The sequence below is a fragment of the Flavobacterium sp. genome (genome assembly GCF_035299005.1).
GTDB lineage: Bacteria > Bacteroidota > Bacteroidia > Flavobacteriales > Flavobacteriaceae > Flavobacterium.
The window spans coordinates 81632-102411 of record NZ_DATGXL010000001.1; the positions used below are offsets into that span (position 1 = coordinate 81632).

Below are 20780 nucleotides of genomic sequence, written 5' to 3' on the forward strand. Positions count from 1 at the left end.
AAAAAATAATAAATCCTTAGTTTTTTTTATAAATCAGTTGAAAAGAAGCAAAATACCGATGAAATGATAAAAAATAAAAAAGCTTGCCATTTCTGACAAGCCCTGATATGATTTATTTTTTTTAGATTATCCTAAAAATGGGTATTTATAATCTTCTGGTGTTACGAATGTTTCTTTAATAGTTCTTACAGATGCCCAACGTAATAAGTTTTGGGCTGAACCTGCTTTGTCATTAGTTCCAGAACCTCTTGCTCCTCCAAATGGTTGCATTCCCACAACGGCACCTGTAGGTTTATCATTAATGTAGAAGTTTCCTGCAGCATTTTGTAAAGCTATTGTTGCTTCTTCAACTGCATAACGACATTGGCTAAATACAGCTCCAGTTAAAGCATATTCAGAAGTTTCGTCAACTAATTTTAAAGTTTCAGTCCATTTTGTATCTTCATAAATATAAATGGTAACTACTGGTCCGAATAATTCGGTTTCCATAGTTGTATATTTAGGATTTGAAGTTAAAATAACGGTTGGTTCAATAAAATAGCCTTTAGATTTATCATAATTTCCACCAATAATTACTTCTGCATCACTATCTTTTTTAGCTTGGTCGATGTAACGAGTTAATTTGTCAAATGAAGCTTCCGAAATTACAGCAGTAATAAAATTACTCATATCTTCTGGCGAACCCATTTTCATTGATTTCATATCAGCTTCTAATTTAGCTTTAACAGCTGGCCACAAACTTTGTGGAACATAAACACGGGAAGCCGCGCTACATTTTTGCCCTTGGAATTCAAAAGCACCACGTGCAATTCCAACAGCTACTTGTGCTGGGTTTGCAGATGGATGTGCAACGATGAAATCTTTTCCACCTGTTTCACCAACAATTCTTGGATAGGTTTTGTAGTTGGCAATATTTTGACCAATAGTTTTCCAAATATCATTGAAAACACCAGTTGACCCTGTGAAGTGAACTCCTGCTAAATGTGGATTGTTTAAAACTACATCAGAAACCATTCCAGAGTCGCCCATTACCATATTGATAACTCCATTTGGTAAGCCAGCTTCTTTGAAAACTTCCATAATTACATTAGCAGAATAAACTTGTGTTGCTGCTGGTTTCCAAACCACAACATTTCCCATTAATGCGGCACTTGAAGGTAAATTTCCTGCAATAGCAGTGAAGTTAAAAGGAGTAATTGCATATACAAATCCTTCTAAAGGTCTGTATTCAACTCTGTTCCACATGTCAGATGTAGAAGCTGGTTGGTCTGCATAAATTTTAGTCATGAATTCTACGTTATAACGTAAAAAATCAATTAATTCACAAGCCGAATCAATTTCTGCTTGGTGAATTGTTTTTGATTGAGCAATCATAGTCGCAGCGTTGATTTTGGCGCGGTATGGACCTGCTAATAATTCAGCTGCTTTTAAGAAAATACTGGCTCTATTTTCCCAAGACATTGCTGCCCATTTTTTACGTGCTTCTAATGCAGAAGCTATTGCTTTTTCAACTAATACCTTGTCGGCTTGATGATAAACTCCTACAACATGTTGGTGATCATGTGGAGCTGTCATGTTTTTGATATTACCTGTTTTAATTTCTTCGTTACCAATATATAAAGGAACTTCTATTTGGGAATTCCACATTTTTGAATAGGTTGCCGCAACTGTAGCTCTTTCAGGCGAACCTGGAGCATATGATTTTACAGGTTCATTAACTGCTTTTGGAACATTAAAAAATCCTTTTAACATGGTGTTGTATTTGAAAATTAAACAATTTAGTACTTTAATTTACGAATTTATCGTAAACGAATACAAAAATACAAAGTATATTTTGAATAATCGATAACAAAAGTTACGATTGATTAAAGATGTTATTGAGTTTGATTTTTGAATAAATTAATTCAATGCGAATGGCGCTCCTAGTTTAAAAGCTGGAATTTCAACTTTAAAACTACGAGTAGAAGTAAAGTTTACCATGTTAAAGTATCCTTTCATAGCTCCAATAGGTGATGAAAGTAAACACCCTGAAGAATAAGTATGAGTTTCTCCGGGTTTTAATACTGGTTTTTTACCAATAACTCCTTCGCCATCTACAATTTCAACGTTGTTTAAAGCGTCATAAATTTCCCAATGGCGAGAATTTAATTGAACAGAGTCTTTACTTTGATTTTCTATGGTTACATGGTAAGTAAAGGCAAAGTGAATCTTGTAGTTTTTGAAGTAAGTTCCTTCAAAACTAGTTAAAACAGAAATCTTTATGCCTCTTGTAATTTGACTAACCATTTATTTTAAGTAGTGCTTTCTTTTTTCAAAATTACAAATTTTATGGTATTTTTTGTAAAATGAATGCTAATTTTTTCATAAATAAAAGTGAATCAGCAATTTCTGTAAAAATATTCTTTAGTTTTTAATAACCTCGCTGTTTGTGTTGGCAATTCCAATAACTCTGTCATATCTTTCACTATTTCCTTTGTAATAAACGATAGCAGTGTAATTATTTTCAGTTTGATAGTGGTTGCCATCAAGTGCATTTTGGAAATCAATTTTCCCAGTTTTATCAGTTGTAATGTATTGATAATTTGTAAAACCTTGTTTTATTAATAATGCTTTTTCATAAAGACCAGTAGCTTTATTGTATTCCATTTTATATTCATCTGAAATGGTGTAATTATTAAACATTCCCGAAACATAAATGTTATTTTCAAAAAATGTTGGCGCTTCAACAGCGAAGTAAACCCAAGAATAATCGGCTTCAATTTCTGGATTTGTAGTGTTCGCATTTGTAATAAAAAAGTTCCCATTAATGTCTGGAAAATAAGTATAAGGCAGGTTTTTTCTAGCCGAGTTTACATATAAATAAGTGTTATAAATATTGTCTCCAGAAGTTACTTTTGAAACAGTATTGTTAGTCGCTCTAATGATTTTATTGTCGATAGTATAACATTCATTTCCACCCCAAAATTGAGTTTCTTTATTGTATCTGTAAATTAGTTCAGAGCCTAAGGTATATTGAGGTTTTATGTCTGTTATGCTAGTTTTCCAATTGCCATTTTGAAATAAAGTTACTTTGACATTTTGAATTGGATTTTGCAAAATTTTGTCGCCATAATTTATGGTCATTTCTATATTTTGTTTAGTATCAATAGTTTCAAAATCTCTACTTCTGCGAACTAATAAACCAATATTTACTTCTTCTTCATAAAGAATAAATCTTCTTGAAAAAACTACTTCATTTTCATCATTTAAAACAGTTAGTAAATAATTACCACTTTTTGTAATTCGATTAAATTTATTAGGAAAAACTTGTTTGTAATGCGAATAAATTTGTAACGTGTTAAATGAATTTAGATAAGTAATAATTCGTTGATTATCCATCCCAGTTAAATATTCTGCTTTGGATAAATTGGATGGTGCAGACCAGTCGTAGTTGTATTGAGTTATGGTGTAATAATAATCTGCTTCATCACCATATAAATCATCAAATTGCAATTCAAAAGTATCTCCCAATTTAAAAAAAGGAATCACATTTCTACCATTTTGTACAAATGAAATTGTTTTGATATTAAAAGTAGGTTCTTGTTCATCAGCTTGTTGAGAGAATGAGCTGAAATAAACAAAAAGTAAAGCAAATACACTAAAACATTTTTTCATTTGAAGCGGTTTAATAATTGTAAAAATAACAAACTAATTGAATGTCTGCAAAAACTATGCAATTATTACCAAAAATATTATTTAAAACAAACAGGAATTATTTCTCCTTTTGCTAAGCAATATTTTTCTACTAATTCTGGTGAAATGGTAGCGGTATAATCAACTTCATCAACTTTGAAACCAATACTTCTCAACTTATCAAAATAATCTCTGCCGTAAACTCTTACGTGGTCATATTGTCCAAATATTTTAGCGCGTTCTTTTGGGTCGGTTATTGAATCATCTGTAAAAGTTGTTGCTCTTGACAAGTCTTGTGGAATTTGAAAAATTCCCATTCCACCCGGTTTTAAAACGCGATATAATTCTTGCATAGCTTTGGTGTCATCTGGAATATGTTCCAAAACGTGATTGCACAAAATCATATCGTATGAATTGTCTTCAAAAGGTAAATTACAAATATCAGCTTTCACATCTGCTAAAGGCGAAAACAAATCAGTTGTTGTATAATCTAAATTAGATTGCTTTTTGAAACGCTTGTAAAATTCTTGTTCAGGAGCAAAGTGCAATACTTTTTTGGGTACTACAAAAAAATCAGTTTCGTTTTTCAAATATAGCCACAATAAACGGTGTCTTTCTAAAGAAAGTGTGCTTGGTGATAATACATTGTTTCGTTGTGTTCCATAGCCATATGGTAAAAACATACGAAAGCTTTTTCCGTCAATTGGATCAGTAAAACGATTACCTTTTAATAAAAAAGCCAAAACAGGACGCACCACAATACTTAATCTAATCAATATTGGACGGGGAATTGTGTTTAAAATAAGTTTAAAAAGTTTTTTCATTATAGTACCAAAGGTTTTTGTCTCAATCCATCCTCTTCATTACTTACAATTCCCAATGCTTCATAAATGTATGCAAAAGTTGATAATAATTCTGGTTTTCCGTCAACAATGGCTACATCGTGTTCAAAATGGGCACTTGGTTTTCCGTCGGCAGTAGTAATTGTCCAACCATCTTTGTGTTGTTTAATATTTCTTGTACCCATATTAATCATTGGTTCGATTGCAATAACCATTCCGTTAACTAATTTTTTTCCACGACCGCGTTTCCCATAGTTAGGAACTTCTGGATCTTCGTGCATTTTTCTGCCTAAACCATGCCCACATAATTCACGTACAACACCATATCCTTGTGCTTCACAATATACTTGAACAGCATTTCCAATATCTTCCACGCGGTTTCCTACTTTAGTTGCTCGAATTCCTTCGTATAATGATTCTTTTGTGATTTTTAGTAATTTTTTTGTTGCTTCAGCTACTTCACCAACTTCAAATGTATAAGCATGATCTCCATAAAATCCATTTTTCAAAGCACCACAATCTACTGAAATAATATCTCCTTCTTGTAATGGAACGTTATTTGGGATTCCATGAACAACCTGAGTATTTGGACTCATACACAATGAATTAGGAAAGCCATACATGCCCAAAAAGGCAGGCTCAGCACCATGAGAACGTATAAAATCTTCAGCTAATTTGTCCAAATATAAAGTAGTTACGCCAGGTTTGATTTCCTTAGCTATCATTCCTAATGTTTTAGAAACAATCAAAGCGCTTTCACGCATTAATTCAATTTCTTCAAGGGTTTTAAGTACAATCATAATGCAAAATTTCGAAGCAAAAGTACGAATTCAATTTCAAATTCAAGAGCAATTTCAAAATTCAATTTTTATTTCATTTTCCTTTAACTATTAAATCAAAACCTTTAATCAAATATGAGCAATATCATATTTTATCATTAAATTACAGCATAATTTTGCAATATAAATTTCATTAGGTATGGGAAAATATGTTACCGCAGCAGAAGCTGTACAAGTAGTAAAAAGTGGCGATAGGGTTTACGTTCAAGCAGCAGCAGCTACGCCAACAATTTTAACAAAGGCATTAACAGATAGAGCTTCAGAATTAAGAGATGTTGAAGTTTGTCATTTGCATACAGAAGGAGAAGCACCTTATGCTAATCCTGAATTAGCTGATAGTTTTCATGTGAATTCGTTTTTTATTGGAGCTAATGTGCGTCATACTTTAAAGGCAGGAAATGGTTCCTATACACCGGTTTTTTTAAGTGAATTGCCATTATTATTTCGTAAAAATGTAGTGAAATTAGATGTGGCTTTTATTCATGTTTCTCCACCAGATGTGCATGGATATTGTTCTTTAGGAGTTTCTGTGGAAGCAACTGTTGCAGCAATTGAAAATGCAAAATCAGTGATAGCGCAAGTTAACCCAAATATGCCAAGAACATTTGGTGATGGTATATTACATGTTTCTGAAATTGATTATTTAGTAGAAGTTAATGTGCCTATTTTTGCTCACGATGTTGCTCCTTTTACAACAGAAGAAGAGAAAATAGGAACTTATGTTGCTTCATTGATTGAGAATAAGAGTACACTTCAAATGGGAATTGGTTCAATACCTAATGCAGCATTGAGTAAATTAACTAATCATAAAGATTTAGGTTTGCATACAGAAATGTTCTCTGATGGTGTAATTGATTTAATTGAAAATGATGTAATTAATTGTAATTATAAAGGCACTTTGCGCGGAAGAGCTTTGGCAACATTTTTAATTGGTTCAAAACGGTTGTATGATTTTGTAGATGATAATCCCTTTATTGAAATGAAAGAATCATCTATGGTAAATGATACTGCTCGAATTCGTAAAAATCCAAGAATGGTCTCAATTAATTCAGCAATTGAAGTGGATGTCACGGGACAAGTTTGTGCTGATTCTATTGGAAGCACTATGTATTCTGGTGTAGGTGGGCAAATGGATTTTATTCGTGGAGCATCATTAAGTGATGGAGGAAAAGCAATTATTGCCTTGCCATCTATTACAAAACGTGGCGAAAGCAGAATTGTACCTTATTTAAAGCAAGGTGCAGGTGTAGTTACCACAAGAGCTCATGTACATTATATCATTACAGAAAACGGAATTGCAGATTTATATGGTAAAACCTTAAGACAGCGTGTTACTGAATTAGTAAAAATTGCTCATCCAACGCATCAAGAAGCTGTGGAACGAGCTTACTATGAAATGACTGGTTGTAAGTAATAAAAAGTTGAGTTAGTATAAAAAAGGCAATCGAAAGGTTGTCTTTTTTTATTTTAAAATTTTTAATAATTCTGGTAATTCATTTAAAAACTTTTTAAAAAACTAACTTTTTGATTTTGAATTTTTTAACAAAAAATAGCTGTTTTTGAAAATATTTCAAAGTTTAACCTTTTCACAACATTAAATAGCCTACCTTTGTAAGGAATTAAATTTTTCATAGATGAACATTTTTGTAGGAAGTCTTCCTTTCAGTGTAGAGGAAGCAGATTTAAGAGGTTATTTTGAAGAGTATGGAGCTGTAGAATCAGTTAAAATTATCTCTGACAAATTTACCGGAAGAAGTAAAGGATTTGGATTTGTTGAAATGGCTAATGATGCTGAGGCTCAAAAAGCAATCGACGAATTAAACGGTGGAACTATCGAAGGTAGAAAAATCGTTGTTAACAAATCTGAACCAAAACCAGAAGGCGAAAGAAGAAGCTTCGATCGTAATTCAGGTGGAAGTAGAGGCGGTTACTCTAATAATAGAGATAACAACTCAAGAGGTCGTTACTAATATTTTTGGATATAAAACGAAAAAAAACCTTCGCATTGCGAAGGTTTTTTAGTTTATTATGGGTTTGCAATGATTTTATATAATCCAATAATAGCATTCAAATATCTATTCTCTATAATAATATCATTAATTTGTGAGCTTATCAATGAATTTTCTCTGGAATTAATAACAAACAACGAACTTTCTCCCATTTCAAACAATCGATCTTCAGCATTTAGTAATGTGGTAAAATCTTTTACTAATTTATCATTGTAATCTTGCTGTTTTTCAAGCGAAACAATTTCTTGCTGTTGTGCTTTGAGTTTATTTTCTAAATTTTTTCGTTCAAATTGTAAGCCAAATTCCGAATCCTGAATTTTTAAACCGGTTAGTTTTAAACTTCCACGTTCTTTTCGTAAAAATATCGGAAACAAAAAATTCACCCCAATTTTATAATCTTCAAATCGATAATTGTCAATATAACTGGGTTCTGATAAATAATTGTAACTCAAATCCAACTTGGGCAAAAGTGCATTTGCTTTTAGTTTTCGATCAACTTTCAGCATTGCAATTTTCGCATCTAAAGTTTGTATCTTTGGATGATTGTCTAAATCAATAGTTCCTAATTCGTTAATTTGTAAAACTTCTTTAATTGTTTTGGATAACGTTGCTTCTGGAAATAAATTGTCATTCAATTCTAGTGGAATATTGTTTTCTAGCCATAGATAATTGGATAGTTCTAATTTTGCTTTGGTTAATTTTAATTTTGCGTCTTCTAAATTTAATCTTCTGGTTTTAACAGAGATCCCAGCTTCAACGCTATCAATAGCTGGTTTATCACCTTCTTTAATTAATTTTAAAACACCGTTGTAACGAGTTAGTGCATTTTCTAAGTAGGTTTCATACAATTTTACTTCATCAAAACTTCTTTTCCAATTTACATAACTTATTGAGGCTTCATAAATTACTTCAGTAGCTTGCAAATTTCTTTCAGCTATGTTTAAGTTTTGCATAATTTTAGCTTTTCTCAAATCTGCCATTCGTTGATTGATGAATAAACCTTGTCCAACAGGAACCGAAATTCCAAACGAAGTTAACCCACTGTTTGGTAGCGTGTTTTCTGGATTTACATAAATTCCTTCAGAATTATCAAAACCTGCTTTTAATTCGATTCCGTACCAAGTTGGAATTTTAAAACTGCTGTTTAAAATCGAATAATATTCGCTGTCTTTGAATTGTTTTTTACTAAAATCAACTTCGATTTTTGGATCAAAAGCACCACGAGCTTGCATTATATTAGCTTGGGCTTCATTCAGTTTTAAATCGGCTTGTTTCACCAGCGGATGGAATTTTTTCACATATCCTAAAAATTCATTGTAGGTGAATTCGGTTGATAAATTTTGTCCCAACAAATTAAATGAACTACAAATGAAAATGAAGATATAAAATAATTTTGGTTTCATTATTTCTTAGTGTTTTCGGTGGTTTTTGGTTGGTAAAAATTTGGTGGAAAACCATTTAAAGTTCTCCAAATTTCAAACCAAATTGGCACATCATCCAATAAGGCTAAAGATTGTGTTCCTGCTCCAATGCTTAATTGTTCTGGCCATTTTTTGTCTTTTGGATCTGGAGCAATCAAGACACGATATTTTCCGTTTGGGCTAATGAAGTTTTCTTTAGCAATAATTACACCGCCAAAAGTTCCATATGAAACACCTGGCCAACCACTGAACACAATTGTAGGCCAACCATCAAACCATACCCTAACTTTTTCACCTTTGTTAATTAATGGAAAATCCATAGGCTCGATATAAGTTTCAACGGCAATGTCGTATTTTGCGGGCATAATACTCACAATTGAAGTTCCTTCTTTAATAGTTTCACCAATTCCAGATTGCAAAGCTCTATTTACAAATCCGTCCTGAGGAGCTGTTATGTAGTATAATCCATTTCTAATTTGATAGTTTTTGTACTGATTTTTCAATTTGTTTACTTGTGCTTCGGTATCAAATTGGGAACTCAATGCTGTTTGCTTATCACTGCTTGCTTTTGCATTTTTTTCGGCGTATTCAGCAGTAATTCTGTTGAGTTCCATTGTGGCATTCAATACTTCATTCTTACTAGCAATATATTTGTTTTCTTGGGTTATGATTTTTGCTTCGGTTTCTTGCAACTTCATTCGTTTCTCTTCTACATCTGTTAAGGGTTTTAGACCTTCTTTGTTTAAATTTACCGAACGATTATATTGTGTTTGAGCAATCTTTAACTGTGTTTTAGTCGCTTCAAAATCAATACTATCACTTTGCACTTTTAGATAAGTTTGCTTAAGCTTGTTTTGTGCTTGTTTTAATTTTAGGTTTTTTTCGTTTTGAATAGCTCCCATTTGCGCTTCTAATGCTTTTACTTTATCTGCATAAGAGTTCACAGCGTTTTCTTTAGCTTTTACTTGATTGCCTGTGTTTTCTATCAGATTTGGATCTAAATAATCTTCTTTTATTTCCGAAATGAATAAAATGGTATCTCCTTTTTTAACATAATCACCTTCATTTACATACCATTTTTCTATTCGACCACCAATAATAGTTTGAATCGTTTGTGGGCGTTGATTTGGTTTTAAGGTAGTAACATTTCCAGTTCCTTGAATGTTTTGAGTCCAGGGTAGAAATAGAAATAAAACAACAATAACAACAAATGCCCAAATAATCTTGCGAATTACTTTGTAATGCTTTTGCTCTTTGAATATTTGCCCAGATTTGAATTGTTCTAACTTAACAAATTGATCAATTCTGTTTTTTGTGATGTTTAGCATATCTAACTTGCTTTAATTTCTCCTTTTTCTAAAATAATAGTTTGTTTACAAATTTGTTTCCAATAACTGTATTTACTTACAACAATTAATGTCCAAGGATGTTTTTCATCGCTTAGATAATCGATAATTTCTCTGCAATTTTGTTCGTCAGATTTGTCTAATGGATTTTCTAGAAACAATAATTTGGGTTGATTGATAATACATCGAGCCATTACAATTTTTTGAATAGTTGACGAATTAATTTGCTTTCCTTCCGACGAAATTTGTGTATCTAATCCTTTTGGAAGCGCTTTGATAGCTTCAGTTAGTTTTAATTTCTCGATTAATTCAAAAACTGTATCCATTTTGATTTCAGGATTATTACATGTGATGTTTTCTAAAATAGTGCCTTCAAATGGCATTTCATGTGCTGTGATAATTCCAATTTTAGAGCGATATTCATCTGAAGAATATTTTTTGTAATTGGTATTGTTGATGAAAATACTTCCTGAAGTTGGTTCAATCAAACGCGCTAACAATCTAATTAATGTTGTTTTTCCAGAGCCATTTTCTCCCAAAATCAAAGTGTGTTGTTTTGGCTCAATAGATAAACTTATATTTTTTAGTATTTCTTTATCAGATTTAGGATAAGAAAAAGAAACATTTTCAGTTTCAATCGTTATTTTATTTCTGTCTACTAAATAATTTGAGTTTTGAATGCCTTCTTCTAATTCCATATCCACAACCGAACCTAATTTTTCTAAAGAAGTTAATACATCATAGAACAATTCTAAACCAGAGAACAGTTTTTCAACCGCTGCAATAATGCTTAAAATGATAATTTCAGCTGCAACGAATTGTCCAATATTCATTTGTTGATTGATTACTAACAACCCTCCAATTATCAATAAACCAGCCGTAATTAAAATTTTAAATCCTGTTAATTGAATAAATTGTTTCATTAAAACCTGAAAATGATTTTCACGCTGTTTAAGATATTCATTAACTAATTTGTCGTTTTTATGTAATGAAAAATTAAAAATAGAATTACTTTTAAAGCTCAAGTGATTTCTAGCAATTTCTTGTAACCAATGTGCAATTTTATATTTGTATTTAGATTCTTTTAAGCTAGTTTCCAATCCTAAATTGAAGTTGATTTTAAAAATTAAATACAGCAATATCAAAAGGACTAATCCAAAAAAGATAAAAAATGAATGATACAAGGAAAGTAACACAATTCCGAAAAAAATTTGTAATGCTGCTCCTGAAATATCCAATAATAGTTTTGAAAATCCTTTTTGAACCGTTAAAGTATCGAAAAATCGATTGGCTAATTCCGGAGGGTATTGATTGTGTAATTCGTTGAACTTTATTTTCGGGAAGCGATACGCAAATTCAAAAGAAGAGCGCACAAATATTTTTTGTTGTAAGTTTTCGGTGATTCTAAACTGCATAATTTTTAGTAATCCTACAAAAGCTACACCTATTACTACAACTCCAACAAGGACAATCCATGAAGTACTAATTTTTCCAGCCTGGATAAAGTTAATGATGGATTGAATCCCCAAAGGCAAAGACAAGCTGATTAATCCTGCAATAATGGAATACAAGAAGATTTGATAAATATCTTGTTTGTCGATTAAGATGAGGTTTTTGAATCTTTTTAATGGTGTCATAGTAGTGTTTTTTTTGCCATATCTGTATAAAATTCTGTTGCACATTCTTTATCAGATAAGTTTGTGATGGTTTTCAAATGATTTTTTAAAAAATGTTGATGAAGCGATCCTTCTACAATATTTGAAGCTAAACTTTTTGCAAATGGATAATCTGGATTAACTTCTTTTATGATGTCAATAATGCGATTGATAACCCTTTTGTACACCAAGAAGAAACCTTCTTTGTTTTCGTTGTCCACCTCTTTAGTCATTAATGTTTTAGTGAATTCTTCAACGATTATTCGGCTTAGAATTTCTTCATTGATGTGTGGAGTTGTATTATCATCTGCTACATTTTCAGTAACTAGTTTAATTACTTTTTCTAATTTTTCTATTTGATTTGAAACATTTGTAGTAGCAAATGCCATACGATATTCCATCCAAGACCAATACCATGAAGTTAGATAAACCAAAAGTTTGTGTTTATTTTCAAAATAGCGATAAATAGAACTTTCATTTGATTGAATTCTTTCACCTAATTTTTTAAATGTGAATGCTTCAAAGCCGATTTCATCAATTATTACGATGCTGTTTTTTAATATATTACGTCCTAATTCTGAGGTTTCAGGATCTTTAACATATAACTTTTCGTTAATGGTTATTTTTAAATTAGATAGTAAATTTTGCATGATATAATATTTAAAAATGCAAATATAATAGTATTACTATTAATGTGTAAAAGTTTAACTTTTAATTTACAATTGTTATATATAAAAAAAGAGACTCAAGTTAATGAATCTCTTTTTTAAATTTATTTTTGCTATCCTTATAATAATGATTTACATGTCATTACATCTGGTTTTTCAATTCCCATTAATTCTAAAATAGTAGGTGCTATATCTCCCAAAACACCATCATGAATCGCTGTTAAATTTTTATCTACTAAAATAATTGGCACTGGATTCGTTGTGTGAGCAGTATTTGGTGAACCATCTGGGTTTATCATCGTTTCACAATTTCCATGGTCGGCTATGATTATTGTGGTGTAATTATTTTCTAAAGCGGTTTCAACCACTTCTTTTACACAAACATCGACAGCTTCGCATGCTTTTATTGCTGCTTCCATTACCCCTGTATGACCAACCATATCTCCATTGGCAAAGTTTAAACAAACAAAATCAACTTCACCTTTTTTAAGTTCTAGAACTAAAGCGTCTTTTAGTTCGTACGCACTCATTTCTGGTTGTAAATCGTAAGTGGCTACTTTTGGTGAATTTTTCAAAATACGAGTTTCGCCTACAAAAGGTTCTTCTCTTCCACCAGAAAAGAAAAAGGTTACGTGTGGATATTTCTCTGTTTCGGCAATTCGGATTTGTTTTTTATTGGCTTTTTCTAATACTTCTCCAAGTGTTTCTGTGATGTTGTCTTTGTCGTAAATTACATGAACATTTTTATACGTTTCATCGTAATTTGTCATCGTAACATAATATAAACTCAATTTGTGCATGTTGAATTCGTGGAAGTCTTTTTGAGATAAAGCTTCGGTTAATTCTCTTCCTCTGTCTGTTCTGAAATTAAAGAAAACAACTACGTCATCGTCTTGAATTTTAGCAACTGGATTGTTGTTGTCATCAACCATCACAATAGGTTGAATAAATTCGTCAGTAACATTGTTTGCATAACTTTCGTTGATACTCGCAATGGCATTTTTTGAATAATTCCCTTCAGCATTCACAACTAAATCGTAAGCTAATTTTACTCTTTCCCAACGTTTATCTCTGTCCATTGCGTAGTATCTTCCAACTACAGAAGCTAATTTTGCATGGGTGTTTTGAAGATAATTTTCTAAATCAGAAATGTATCTTACTCCCGATTTTGGATCTACATCACGGCCATCAGTAAATGCATGAACAAACATGTTTTCAACACCACTTTCTTGAGCAGCATCAATTAAACCTCTTAAATGTGAAGTGTGAGAATGCACGCCACCATCAGAAACTAATCCCAAAAAGTGAATAGCTTTGTTGTTCTTTTTAGCGTAATTAAACGCCTCCATAAGTGGTTTTTCTTGACTCATGGTTTTGTGTTCTACCGCTAAATTCAATTTGGCTAAATCTTGATACACAATGCGTCCAGCACCTAAATTCATATGACCAACTTCTGAATTTCCCATTTGTCCTTCAGGTAAACCTACATTTAAGCCATCTGTTCTTAGTTGTGCATTCGGGTATATGTTATATAAACTATCAATAAAAGGTGTGTTAGCATTATCAATTGCTGAAACTTTCGGATCTGGAGATTTTCCCCAACCGTCTAGTATCATTAAAATTACTTTTTTGTTCATGGTTCTGTGTTTGTACAAAGATAAACAATTGATAAATTTTTGAATCAAAAAGTAACTTAAAATTACGAAAACGATTAAGCCATTTATCCTTTTCTAAGCCAGTTTTTGGCTTGGTTGTAATCTATAAAATAGCGTACACTAATTGATAAGACATGATTCAAATTGTTGTCAAATAAGTTGGAAAAATTTGAACCAAAATCCTTATTTATTGTACGATCAAAAGTAGCTGCATTATTTCTGTATAATATTGACATTTGGCTACCTGGAGCAAACCACCACGAGTAGGATAAATCTAAATTCCAACTGCTGAAATTTGAGTTTTTATTATTGGTGTAAGTTGTATTAGGTGATAAACTTCCGTCAGCGTTTAATGTGTTTATTTGATTGTTTTCTGCTAATGACCAATAATGTCTTACCGATAAATTAAAGTTCATTACACTACTTATAGAAAATTTGCTTGTTAGTGCATTTGTAAAAGTGTTTCGGTCTCTTCTAGCGAAAATAATATCACTGTTTTCAAAATCAATAAATCCTATATCGTTTTGTTGTTTGAAATAATCAAAACTATAGACTAATGAAAACTTGTTATTGAAGCGATATCTTGGACTTATATTGATTCCTGCTTCGTATCTATTTTGATCTAAAACATGAGTAATATATGGATTGATATCTAATGCAAACTTATTGTTGTAATTAGATGAAAAATAAAACCATCCGCCCAAGTTTCCTGGATTTACAAAAAAGCGATCGACTACTCGTGGTTCATAATAATCATAATTTTTAAATGGATTAAAATTAATACCTCCACCAAAAAAGTGATTTTTCTTGTTTGTTGAATTAATGTTTACATTGAAGTTACTCGATTGGATTTGATTTGTTGGTTTATAAAATTCAAAATAAGAATTCAAATTGATTCTAAAGGTGTTGAATGTTTTGTTTGGATTTAATATGCGATAATTTGAGTTTCCATAGATTGCATAATAATTTGTTTTGAAATTAATTCCCAAATCATTGTTATCAAAATCTTTAGAAATAAAATCACCACCAATGCTATGTCTAAATTTACCGTTAGTTTCTGCTAAATAAAGCGATGCATTTATTCCATTAGTATTTTTGACATCGTTTATGCTGCTCGATTTTATACCTCCTGAAACATTGTATTTATTAGTTTTATTATTCAGGTCAAATAGTAATCCTGTTACATTAGCATCTCTAAAGTTTCCATTTCGAGCCACGTTAGTATTGATAAAAGTAACGGACGAATTTTTATTAAATCTTTGGTCAAAAACGGTAACATTATAATTGGTTAAGGGAGAAACAATAACTTGTCTAGTTAAATCATTATCAGAATTTGAAACGTTAGCAGTGGTTTTCTCTGTAATTGCATTCAAGAAGCCAATTCCCATTCCGTCTTTATCACGACCCGAAATTTTCATGGCATTTAATAAATTAATAGCACTTGGAAATTCATTGATAAATTCGTTATCAGCTAAATTTAAATTTAAATCGGGTGTTTGTCCTATTCTTCTTGAATACAATAAGTTTCCTTTGCTAAATAAATCAGTTCCTTCTGTAAAAAATGGTCTATTTTCGTTAAATTGTTGCTCAAACGGGCCTAAATTTAAAATTACATTATCAAATTTTGTTTGACCAAAATCTGGGACTAAAATAGCATCTAAAGTAAAAGCATCATTGATGCCGTATTTAACATCTAATCCTCCTTTGAATTCCCCTTTTGTTTTTTGAGTCTCGCTTGCATTCAAATAAAAAGATGAATAAGGAATCAAAAATAATCTAGTAGGAGTTTTTATATTTTTGATACCATTTAAAACTCCAGCTTGTTGAATTACGGCTCCAATTTTTGAATCTACATGAGTCCATGTATAAACGCGTCTTTCACGTTTAATTTCACGAACAAAATTTAATCCCCAAGTTTGAACTGATTCAGGAGAAAAACGCAAAGCAGCATATGGAATTTTCATTTCTACAATCCATCCGTAATCAGTAATCTTTACTTTACTATCCCAAATAGCATTCCATGAAAAATCTTCACCTATTTGTTCAGTTGCTAAACAATCTAATTGGCCTCCTGCAGCAGTAAGGAAAAATCGAAAATCTTGTTGACCGTCATTATAACCATTGATGAATATTCCGAAAGCATCTGTTGTGCCAAAGTCGTCACGTTCAGTGATTTCTTTCATAATTTTTTCTGGTTCATCATCATATAGTAAAGCACCTACATATATTGCTTCATCATCATACAATATTTTGACTTCCGTTTTTTTCTTTTCATCAATTGGTTTTCCATTATCAGGTTCAAACATTACAAAATCAGTAGCAATTTCAGCATTTTTCCATGATGCTTCGTTTAAATCTGCATCGATAGTGATAGACTCATTTGTTTTATTAGTGGTAATACTTTTTTTAGTTTGTGAAAACGAAAAAAATGAAGTGGCTATGCAAAAAAGTAGAGTTATGCCGAATTTGTTTGTCATATAAATTAAATTGATGCGCAAAATTATGCGATTATTATATAGGTCTACATTTTTTGTATAATGTTTAACTTTTTTTAGAATAATCGATGAAATACATAAAATTTCGACAAAAAACACTTTTTTATTTGTTTATTAAAAAATAATAAATATATTTGGCACTTTCAACAACAATATAACTACAAGATTAACAATGATTTACAAGTTTTTACCGCTTATTTTATTTTGTGTTTTTTCATTCAAGCCTTTAAATACGGCTGATGTGGAAAGAAATGTAATTTCAAATACAGATCCAAAATTAGTAGCTGCAAATACAAAGTCAACTTTAGAAACAAAGTGTAAAACTTTTTACACAACTATAGATGCTAACAATTTATCATTACCAAAGTTTGATAGTTTTTTTGCTGCATTTCAAGGATACGAGCAATTAAAAGCACAAGGTAAAATTGAAAATGAGATTTTAACAGTAATCGATTTTAGCTTATCTTCTAAAGAAGAAAGAATGTGGGTTATTGATATGAAATCACAAAAAGTAATCATGAAATCATTGGTAGCTCACGGAAGAAATTCGGGCGTTGAATTTGCTACTAATTTTTCAAATGAAAATGAATCATTCAAAAGTAGTTTAGGTTTTTATGTAACAGGTGAAGTGTATCAAGGAAAACATGGGATGTCATTACGTTTAGATGGAATGGAGTATGGAATTAATGATAATGCTAGAAATAGAGCAGTGGTTATTCATGGGGCTGATTATGTAAGCAAAAAAATAGCTAATACTCAAGGTTATATCGGAAGAAGTCAAGGTTGTCCTGCGGTTCCTTATGAAGTTCACAAACAATTAATTGAAACAATTAAAGATAAATCATGTATTTTTATTTATCATCCTTCAAGAAATTACACAATTAAATCGAAGTTAGTTTCTTAATTTCAAAAACAATTCTTTGTCAAGTTCATAGATGTCGGTTCTAAATTGTAATTGATTTTTTTCTAACCAACTTGTCCAATAAAAAATATGAATATTTACAGTGTCTTTAACAGACACTGTTTTTGTTTTCTCTCGTTTTATAATAGAATCTATTTCTGGAGAATCCCATTTTTTAGGATTCTCTTTCACTAAAATTTGTTTGGCTAGAACCAAAGGATTTTCAATACGAACACATCCAGAACTTAATGAACGATAAGTTTTTACAAAATAATCTCGATGATTTGTATCGTGTAAGTAAACTAAGTGACTATTTGGAAAGTTGAATTTTACCAATCCAAGTGAGTTATTATAGCCAGGTTTTTGAACATAGCGATAACTATTAGCTTTTGCTGGGTTCCATTCATATGGGCTTACTTCAACTCCTTTGTTGTTGTATATTGTTAACTTTCGAGAAGAAAAATAATTTCTATTTTTTGTTGCACTAGGAGTTAAATCTTCTTTTATAATTGTAGGAGGAATTGTCCAAGTCGGATTGAAAACAAAATTGGAAAGTTTCGAAGTGAGTATCGGTGTTCTTCTTTTTGGTGTTCCAACAACAGTTCTATGTGTGGCAATAGTATCATTATCGACAACGTAGTTTAACATATATTCAGGAAGATTTACAATTAAGTATTGTTTTCCTAAGTCTGTTGGGTACCAGCGCCATCTTTCTAAATTGGCAAAAATTTGTTCTCTTCTTTCATTTTTGGTAATATTTAAAGCGTTTAATGTTCCTTTTCCGATAACACCATCTTGCAATAGACCATGACGACCTTGAAATTTTTTAACTGCTTTAAAAGTTAGTGTATCGTAAGCCCATGTAAAAATACTGTCAGGGTTTTTGTAATCGTTCCAATAACTTAATCTTTTTTTGATTTTGACCATTTCTGGTAAGGTGTCGTTAAGTTGAATTTTTTCCTTTTTGGTTTCAATCTTAGTAAAAGTAACATTTGGAAATTTATCCAATTCAATTAAACTTTTTTTAAGTAATTGATAAACAATGTGATTTGGTTTTAATTCCTTAAATGTAGATGCGACTGTTTTCTCTGTAATAGCTTTTTCTAACAGTGGTGAAAGTGCAATTTCTTTAGGCTTCAAATCCCAATCTTTATAAAGTTCTTTAGGGTTTAATTTACCTTTGTGTAAATGAAGTGCTAATTTTTCAAAAGATTCTGTTAGTAAAATGTCATATTTAACAATATCTTCATCAGAGAGTTCTTTTCTCTTTTTTTCTAAATTCTCAATAAATTCAAACGAATAATCTAGAGGATTTAAGCCTTCAAGATAGCAAAATTTGATTTCGTTAATAAGGTCATTTCGGTTTTCATCTAAATACCAAATTTCGTGAAAGTTTAATTTTTGATAATATATTTTTAAACTATCTGATTTACCTTCAAGAAGTTCGGGGTTAACGGGTCTGATGATTACATTGTGTATTGTATCTTTTATAATGCTATTGTCAAAAGCAACGATTTTTGTTTCTTTTTTACATGAAACCAGAAATGATAGTAAAAGTAGAGTAGTAATTATTTTCATAGCGAAAATCCATTTGGATATATAAATGTAATAAAAATCTTTTTAATTCCTCTTAAACATTACAAAATGGATGCCAACATCTGGAATGTCAAATGAATTTCCAACAATTTTGTATTTCAGTTTTGAATAAAAAGAAACAGCTTTTTCGCGTGCATTAAACCAAATTAAATTAGCTTTTTCTTCCCAACAAAATTTTTCAGCAGCCTTTAATAGTTGTTCTCCATAGCCTTTGTTTTGAAAGTTTTCTAAAACTGCCATGCCTCGAATCTGGTATTGTATTTCATCTGTAAAAAGAAGGGAATTTGTTTTATAAACCGAAACAACCCCAATTATATTCTCGTCTTCAAATAATCCAAAATGGGTTGTGGTTGAATCGTTATCGCCATTAAAATAACAAGTTTCTATTGGTTTTCCTTTTCTTAAAACTTCTTGTCGAACAGTGTAAGTTTCAAAAGCAGTAATTTTTTTAATGATAAACATTTTCTAACTATTTATATTTTAACGGATTAAGAAAAACGAAATGAATGTCAACAAATTTATAACAAAGGAATTAAAAAAATGTGCTTAAAAATTTGCAATTAAAAAAACTTTTGAAGTATATTTGCACCCACAAAATAAGTATTCATGTGCTTTTTTGCAATGCGGAAGTAGCTCAGTTGGTAGAGCTCCAGCCTTCCAAGCTGGTTGTCGCGAGTTCGAGCCTCGTCTTCCGCTCCAAAACAAGATAAAGTTTTAAAAATTATCATTTGCGGAAGTAGCTCAGTTGGTAGAGCTCCAGCCTTCCAAGCTGGTTGTCGCGAGTTCGAGCCTCGTCTTCCGCTCTTTAAAAAAGCCTTGCAATTGCAAGGCTTTTTTTTATTTCAATTCGTTGAGTTCAGTTTCTGGGTCTACTTCAATAGGAGTTTCGTTTCTTTTGAAAATTCTAGCGGTTAAAGTTCCTTTCAATTTTACTGAATCGCCCTTAACTTCTAACCAACTTCCTTCTCTCAATCCTACAACAGGTTGCGGATTAAAATGATGAAATTCATTAATTCTGGTTTCACGCGTTTCTCCCATGTGTGTTGAGCCTTCAATTGGATCTAAGTAATGAGGATTTATGTTGAATGATACAAATCCTAAAGTTCTAAAACTTGGAGGATATACAATAGGCATATCATTTGTAGTGCCCATCGTTAAACCACAAATATTACTTCCGGCACTAGTGCCTAAATATGGTGTGCCATTTTTAACTACTTTTTCTAAGGTATCAATAACGTTGTTCTTATACAATTGACTAACTAATAAAAAAGTATTTCCTCCGCCAATAAAAATTCCTTGCGCTTTTTCAATGGCTTCAATTGGATCATCAAATTCGTGAATTCCTCTAACAGAAATTTTAATTTTTACAAAAGCATCAGCTACTTTTTTTGTATAATCTTCATGTGAAATACCACTAGGGCGTGCATATGGGATAAAAATTATTTCGGAACAATTTTGAAAAAACAGTTCCAATTCTGGTAATAAATAAGCTAAATAGTCTCCGTTGTGTAATGTTGAAGTACTGGCAATAATTATACTTTTCATGATTTTTTTTTACAAATTTACAAGATTGTATTAACATAAGTTTATCATCTTGTTAGGATTTCATTTTGATGGCTCATAAGTACATTTACAAAATATTATTTGACTATATTTTCATGACGAAACAATTACTTTTTTT

17 protein-coding genes and 2 tRNA genes are annotated in these 20780 nt (G+C 31.2%); 5 read left to right on the forward strand and 14 right to left on the reverse strand.

The features are described 5' to 3' along the window. Nucleotides 1-126 precede the first annotated feature (126 nt). The 5 genes from pruA to map form a co-directional block, all read right to left on the reverse strand. Nucleotides 127-1752, reverse strand: coding sequence for an L-glutamate gamma-semialdehyde dehydrogenase (gene pruA, locus VK164_RS00385; protein WP_324207468.1), 1626 nt, complete (start codon nt 1750-1752; stop codon nt 127-129). 147 nt (nt 1753-1899) lie between these two features. After that, the gene (gene apaG / locus VK164_RS00390; RefSeq protein WP_166236450.1) at nt 1900-2286 is read right to left on the reverse strand and encodes a Co2+/Mg2+ efflux protein ApaG; all 387 of its coding nucleotides are present in this window, start codon (nt 2284-2286) and stop codon (nt 1900-1902) included. Nucleotides 2287-2403: 117 nt separating this feature from the next. Next, nucleotides 2404-3654 carry a DUF5103 domain-containing protein gene (locus tag VK164_RS00395; RefSeq protein ID WP_324207469.1) on the reverse strand — a complete coding sequence of 417 codons (1251 nt, stop codon included), beginning with the start codon at nt 3652-3654 and terminating at the stop codon, nt 2404-2406. Nucleotides 3655-3731: 77 nt separating this feature from the next. Continuing rightward, entirely contained in the window at nt 3732-4496 is a 765-nt protein-coding gene (locus tag VK164_RS00400; protein ID WP_324207470.1) for a methyltransferase domain-containing protein, read from the reverse strand. Beyond that, entirely contained in the window at nt 4496-5314 is an 819-nt protein-coding gene (gene map, locus VK164_RS00405; protein ID WP_324207471.1) for a type I methionyl aminopeptidase, read from the reverse strand. Before map ends, VK164_RS00400 begins: the two co-directional genes overlap by 1 nt. Before the next feature lie 178 nt (nt 5315-5492). On the opposite strand from map, the gene VK164_RS00410 reads away from it, so the two are divergent. Together VK164_RS00410 and VK164_RS00415 are read left to right on the forward strand one after the other, a co-directional pair. Continuing rightward, nucleotides 5493-6767, forward strand: a complete 1275-nt coding sequence (locus tag VK164_RS00410; RefSeq protein ID WP_324207472.1) for an acetyl-CoA hydrolase/transferase family protein — start codon at nt 5493-5495, stop codon at nt 6765-6767. A gap of 220 nt (nt 6768-6987) precedes the next feature. Further along, nucleotides 6988-7323 (forward strand): RNA recognition motif domain-containing protein, encoded by a 336-nt coding sequence (locus VK164_RS00415; protein ID WP_231835254.1) that lies wholly within the window; start codon nt 6988-6990, stop codon nt 7321-7323. A gap of 56 nt (nt 7324-7379) precedes the next feature. Here the strand turns inward: VK164_RS00415 and VK164_RS00420 are convergent, their stop codons facing one another. The 6 genes from VK164_RS00420 to VK164_RS00445 all read right to left on the reverse strand — a co-directional run bounded on the left by VK164_RS00420 (nt 7380) and on the right by VK164_RS00445 (nt 16584). Next, a complete protein-coding gene (locus VK164_RS00420) occupies nt 7380-8765 on the reverse strand; it encodes a TolC family protein (protein ID WP_324207473.1) in 1386 nt (461 codons plus the stop codon). Beyond that, the gene (locus VK164_RS00425) at nt 8765-10111 is read right to left on the reverse strand and encodes an HlyD family secretion protein (protein WP_324207474.1); all 1347 of its coding nucleotides are present in this window, start codon (nt 10109-10111) and stop codon (nt 8765-8767) included. The genes VK164_RS00420 and VK164_RS00425 overlap by 1 nt, the downstream gene beginning before the upstream one ends. A gap of 2 nt (nt 10112-10113) precedes the next feature. Next, nucleotides 10114-11766, reverse strand: a complete 1653-nt coding sequence (locus tag VK164_RS00430) for a peptidase domain-containing ABC transporter (protein ID WP_324207475.1) — start codon at nt 11764-11766, stop codon at nt 10114-10116. Then, a complete protein-coding gene (locus VK164_RS00435; RefSeq protein WP_324207476.1) occupies nt 11763-12434 on the reverse strand; it encodes a TetR/AcrR family transcriptional regulator in 672 nt (223 codons plus the stop codon). The genes VK164_RS00430 and VK164_RS00435 overlap by 4 nt, the downstream gene beginning before the upstream one ends. Nucleotides 12435-12571: 137 nt before the next feature. Further along, nucleotides 12572-14089: a 2,3-bisphosphoglycerate-independent phosphoglycerate mutase gene (gene gpmI, locus VK164_RS00440; RefSeq protein ID WP_324207477.1), complete on the reverse strand. Its 1518-nt coding sequence runs from the start codon at nt 14087-14089 to the stop codon at nt 12572-12574. An 83-nt stretch (nt 14090-14172) separates the two neighbouring features. Next, a complete protein-coding gene (locus VK164_RS00445) occupies nt 14173-16584 on the reverse strand; it encodes a DUF5916 domain-containing protein (RefSeq protein WP_324207478.1) in 2412 nt (803 codons plus the stop codon). Between the two features lie 190 nt (nt 16585-16774). Between VK164_RS00445 and VK164_RS00450 the strand changes: the two genes are divergently transcribed. Next, nucleotides 16775-17506, forward strand: a complete 732-nt coding sequence (locus tag VK164_RS00450) for a murein L,D-transpeptidase catalytic domain family protein (protein WP_324207479.1) — start codon at nt 16775-16777, stop codon at nt 17504-17506. On the opposite strand, the gene VK164_RS00455 is transcribed toward VK164_RS00450, so the two are convergent. Then, the gene (locus VK164_RS00455; protein ID WP_324207480.1) at nt 17495-19081 is read right to left on the reverse strand and encodes a L,D-transpeptidase family protein; all 1587 of its coding nucleotides are present in this window, start codon (nt 19079-19081) and stop codon (nt 17495-17497) included. The genes VK164_RS00450 and VK164_RS00455 overlap by 12 nt on opposite strands. Nucleotides 19082-19123: 42 nt before the next feature. Continuing rightward, nucleotides 19124-19561 (reverse strand): GNAT family N-acetyltransferase, encoded by a 438-nt coding sequence (locus VK164_RS00460; protein ID WP_324207481.1) that lies wholly within the window; start codon nt 19559-19561, stop codon nt 19124-19126. Between the two features lie 161 nt (nt 19562-19722). Here VK164_RS00460 and VK164_RS00465 point away from each other — a divergent pair. Further along, nucleotides 19723-19798: transfer RNA gene (locus VK164_RS00465), tRNA-Gly, on the forward strand. A 31-nt stretch (nt 19799-19829) separates the two neighbouring features. Further along, nucleotides 19830-19902 (forward strand) — tRNA-Gly (locus VK164_RS00470). A gap of 34 nt (nt 19903-19936) precedes the next feature. Here the strand turns inward: VK164_RS00470 and pepE are convergent. Next, entirely contained in the window at nt 19937-20644 is a 708-nt protein-coding gene (gene pepE / locus VK164_RS00475; protein WP_324207482.1) for a dipeptidase PepE, read from the reverse strand. Nucleotides 20645-20780 lie beyond the last annotated feature (136 nt).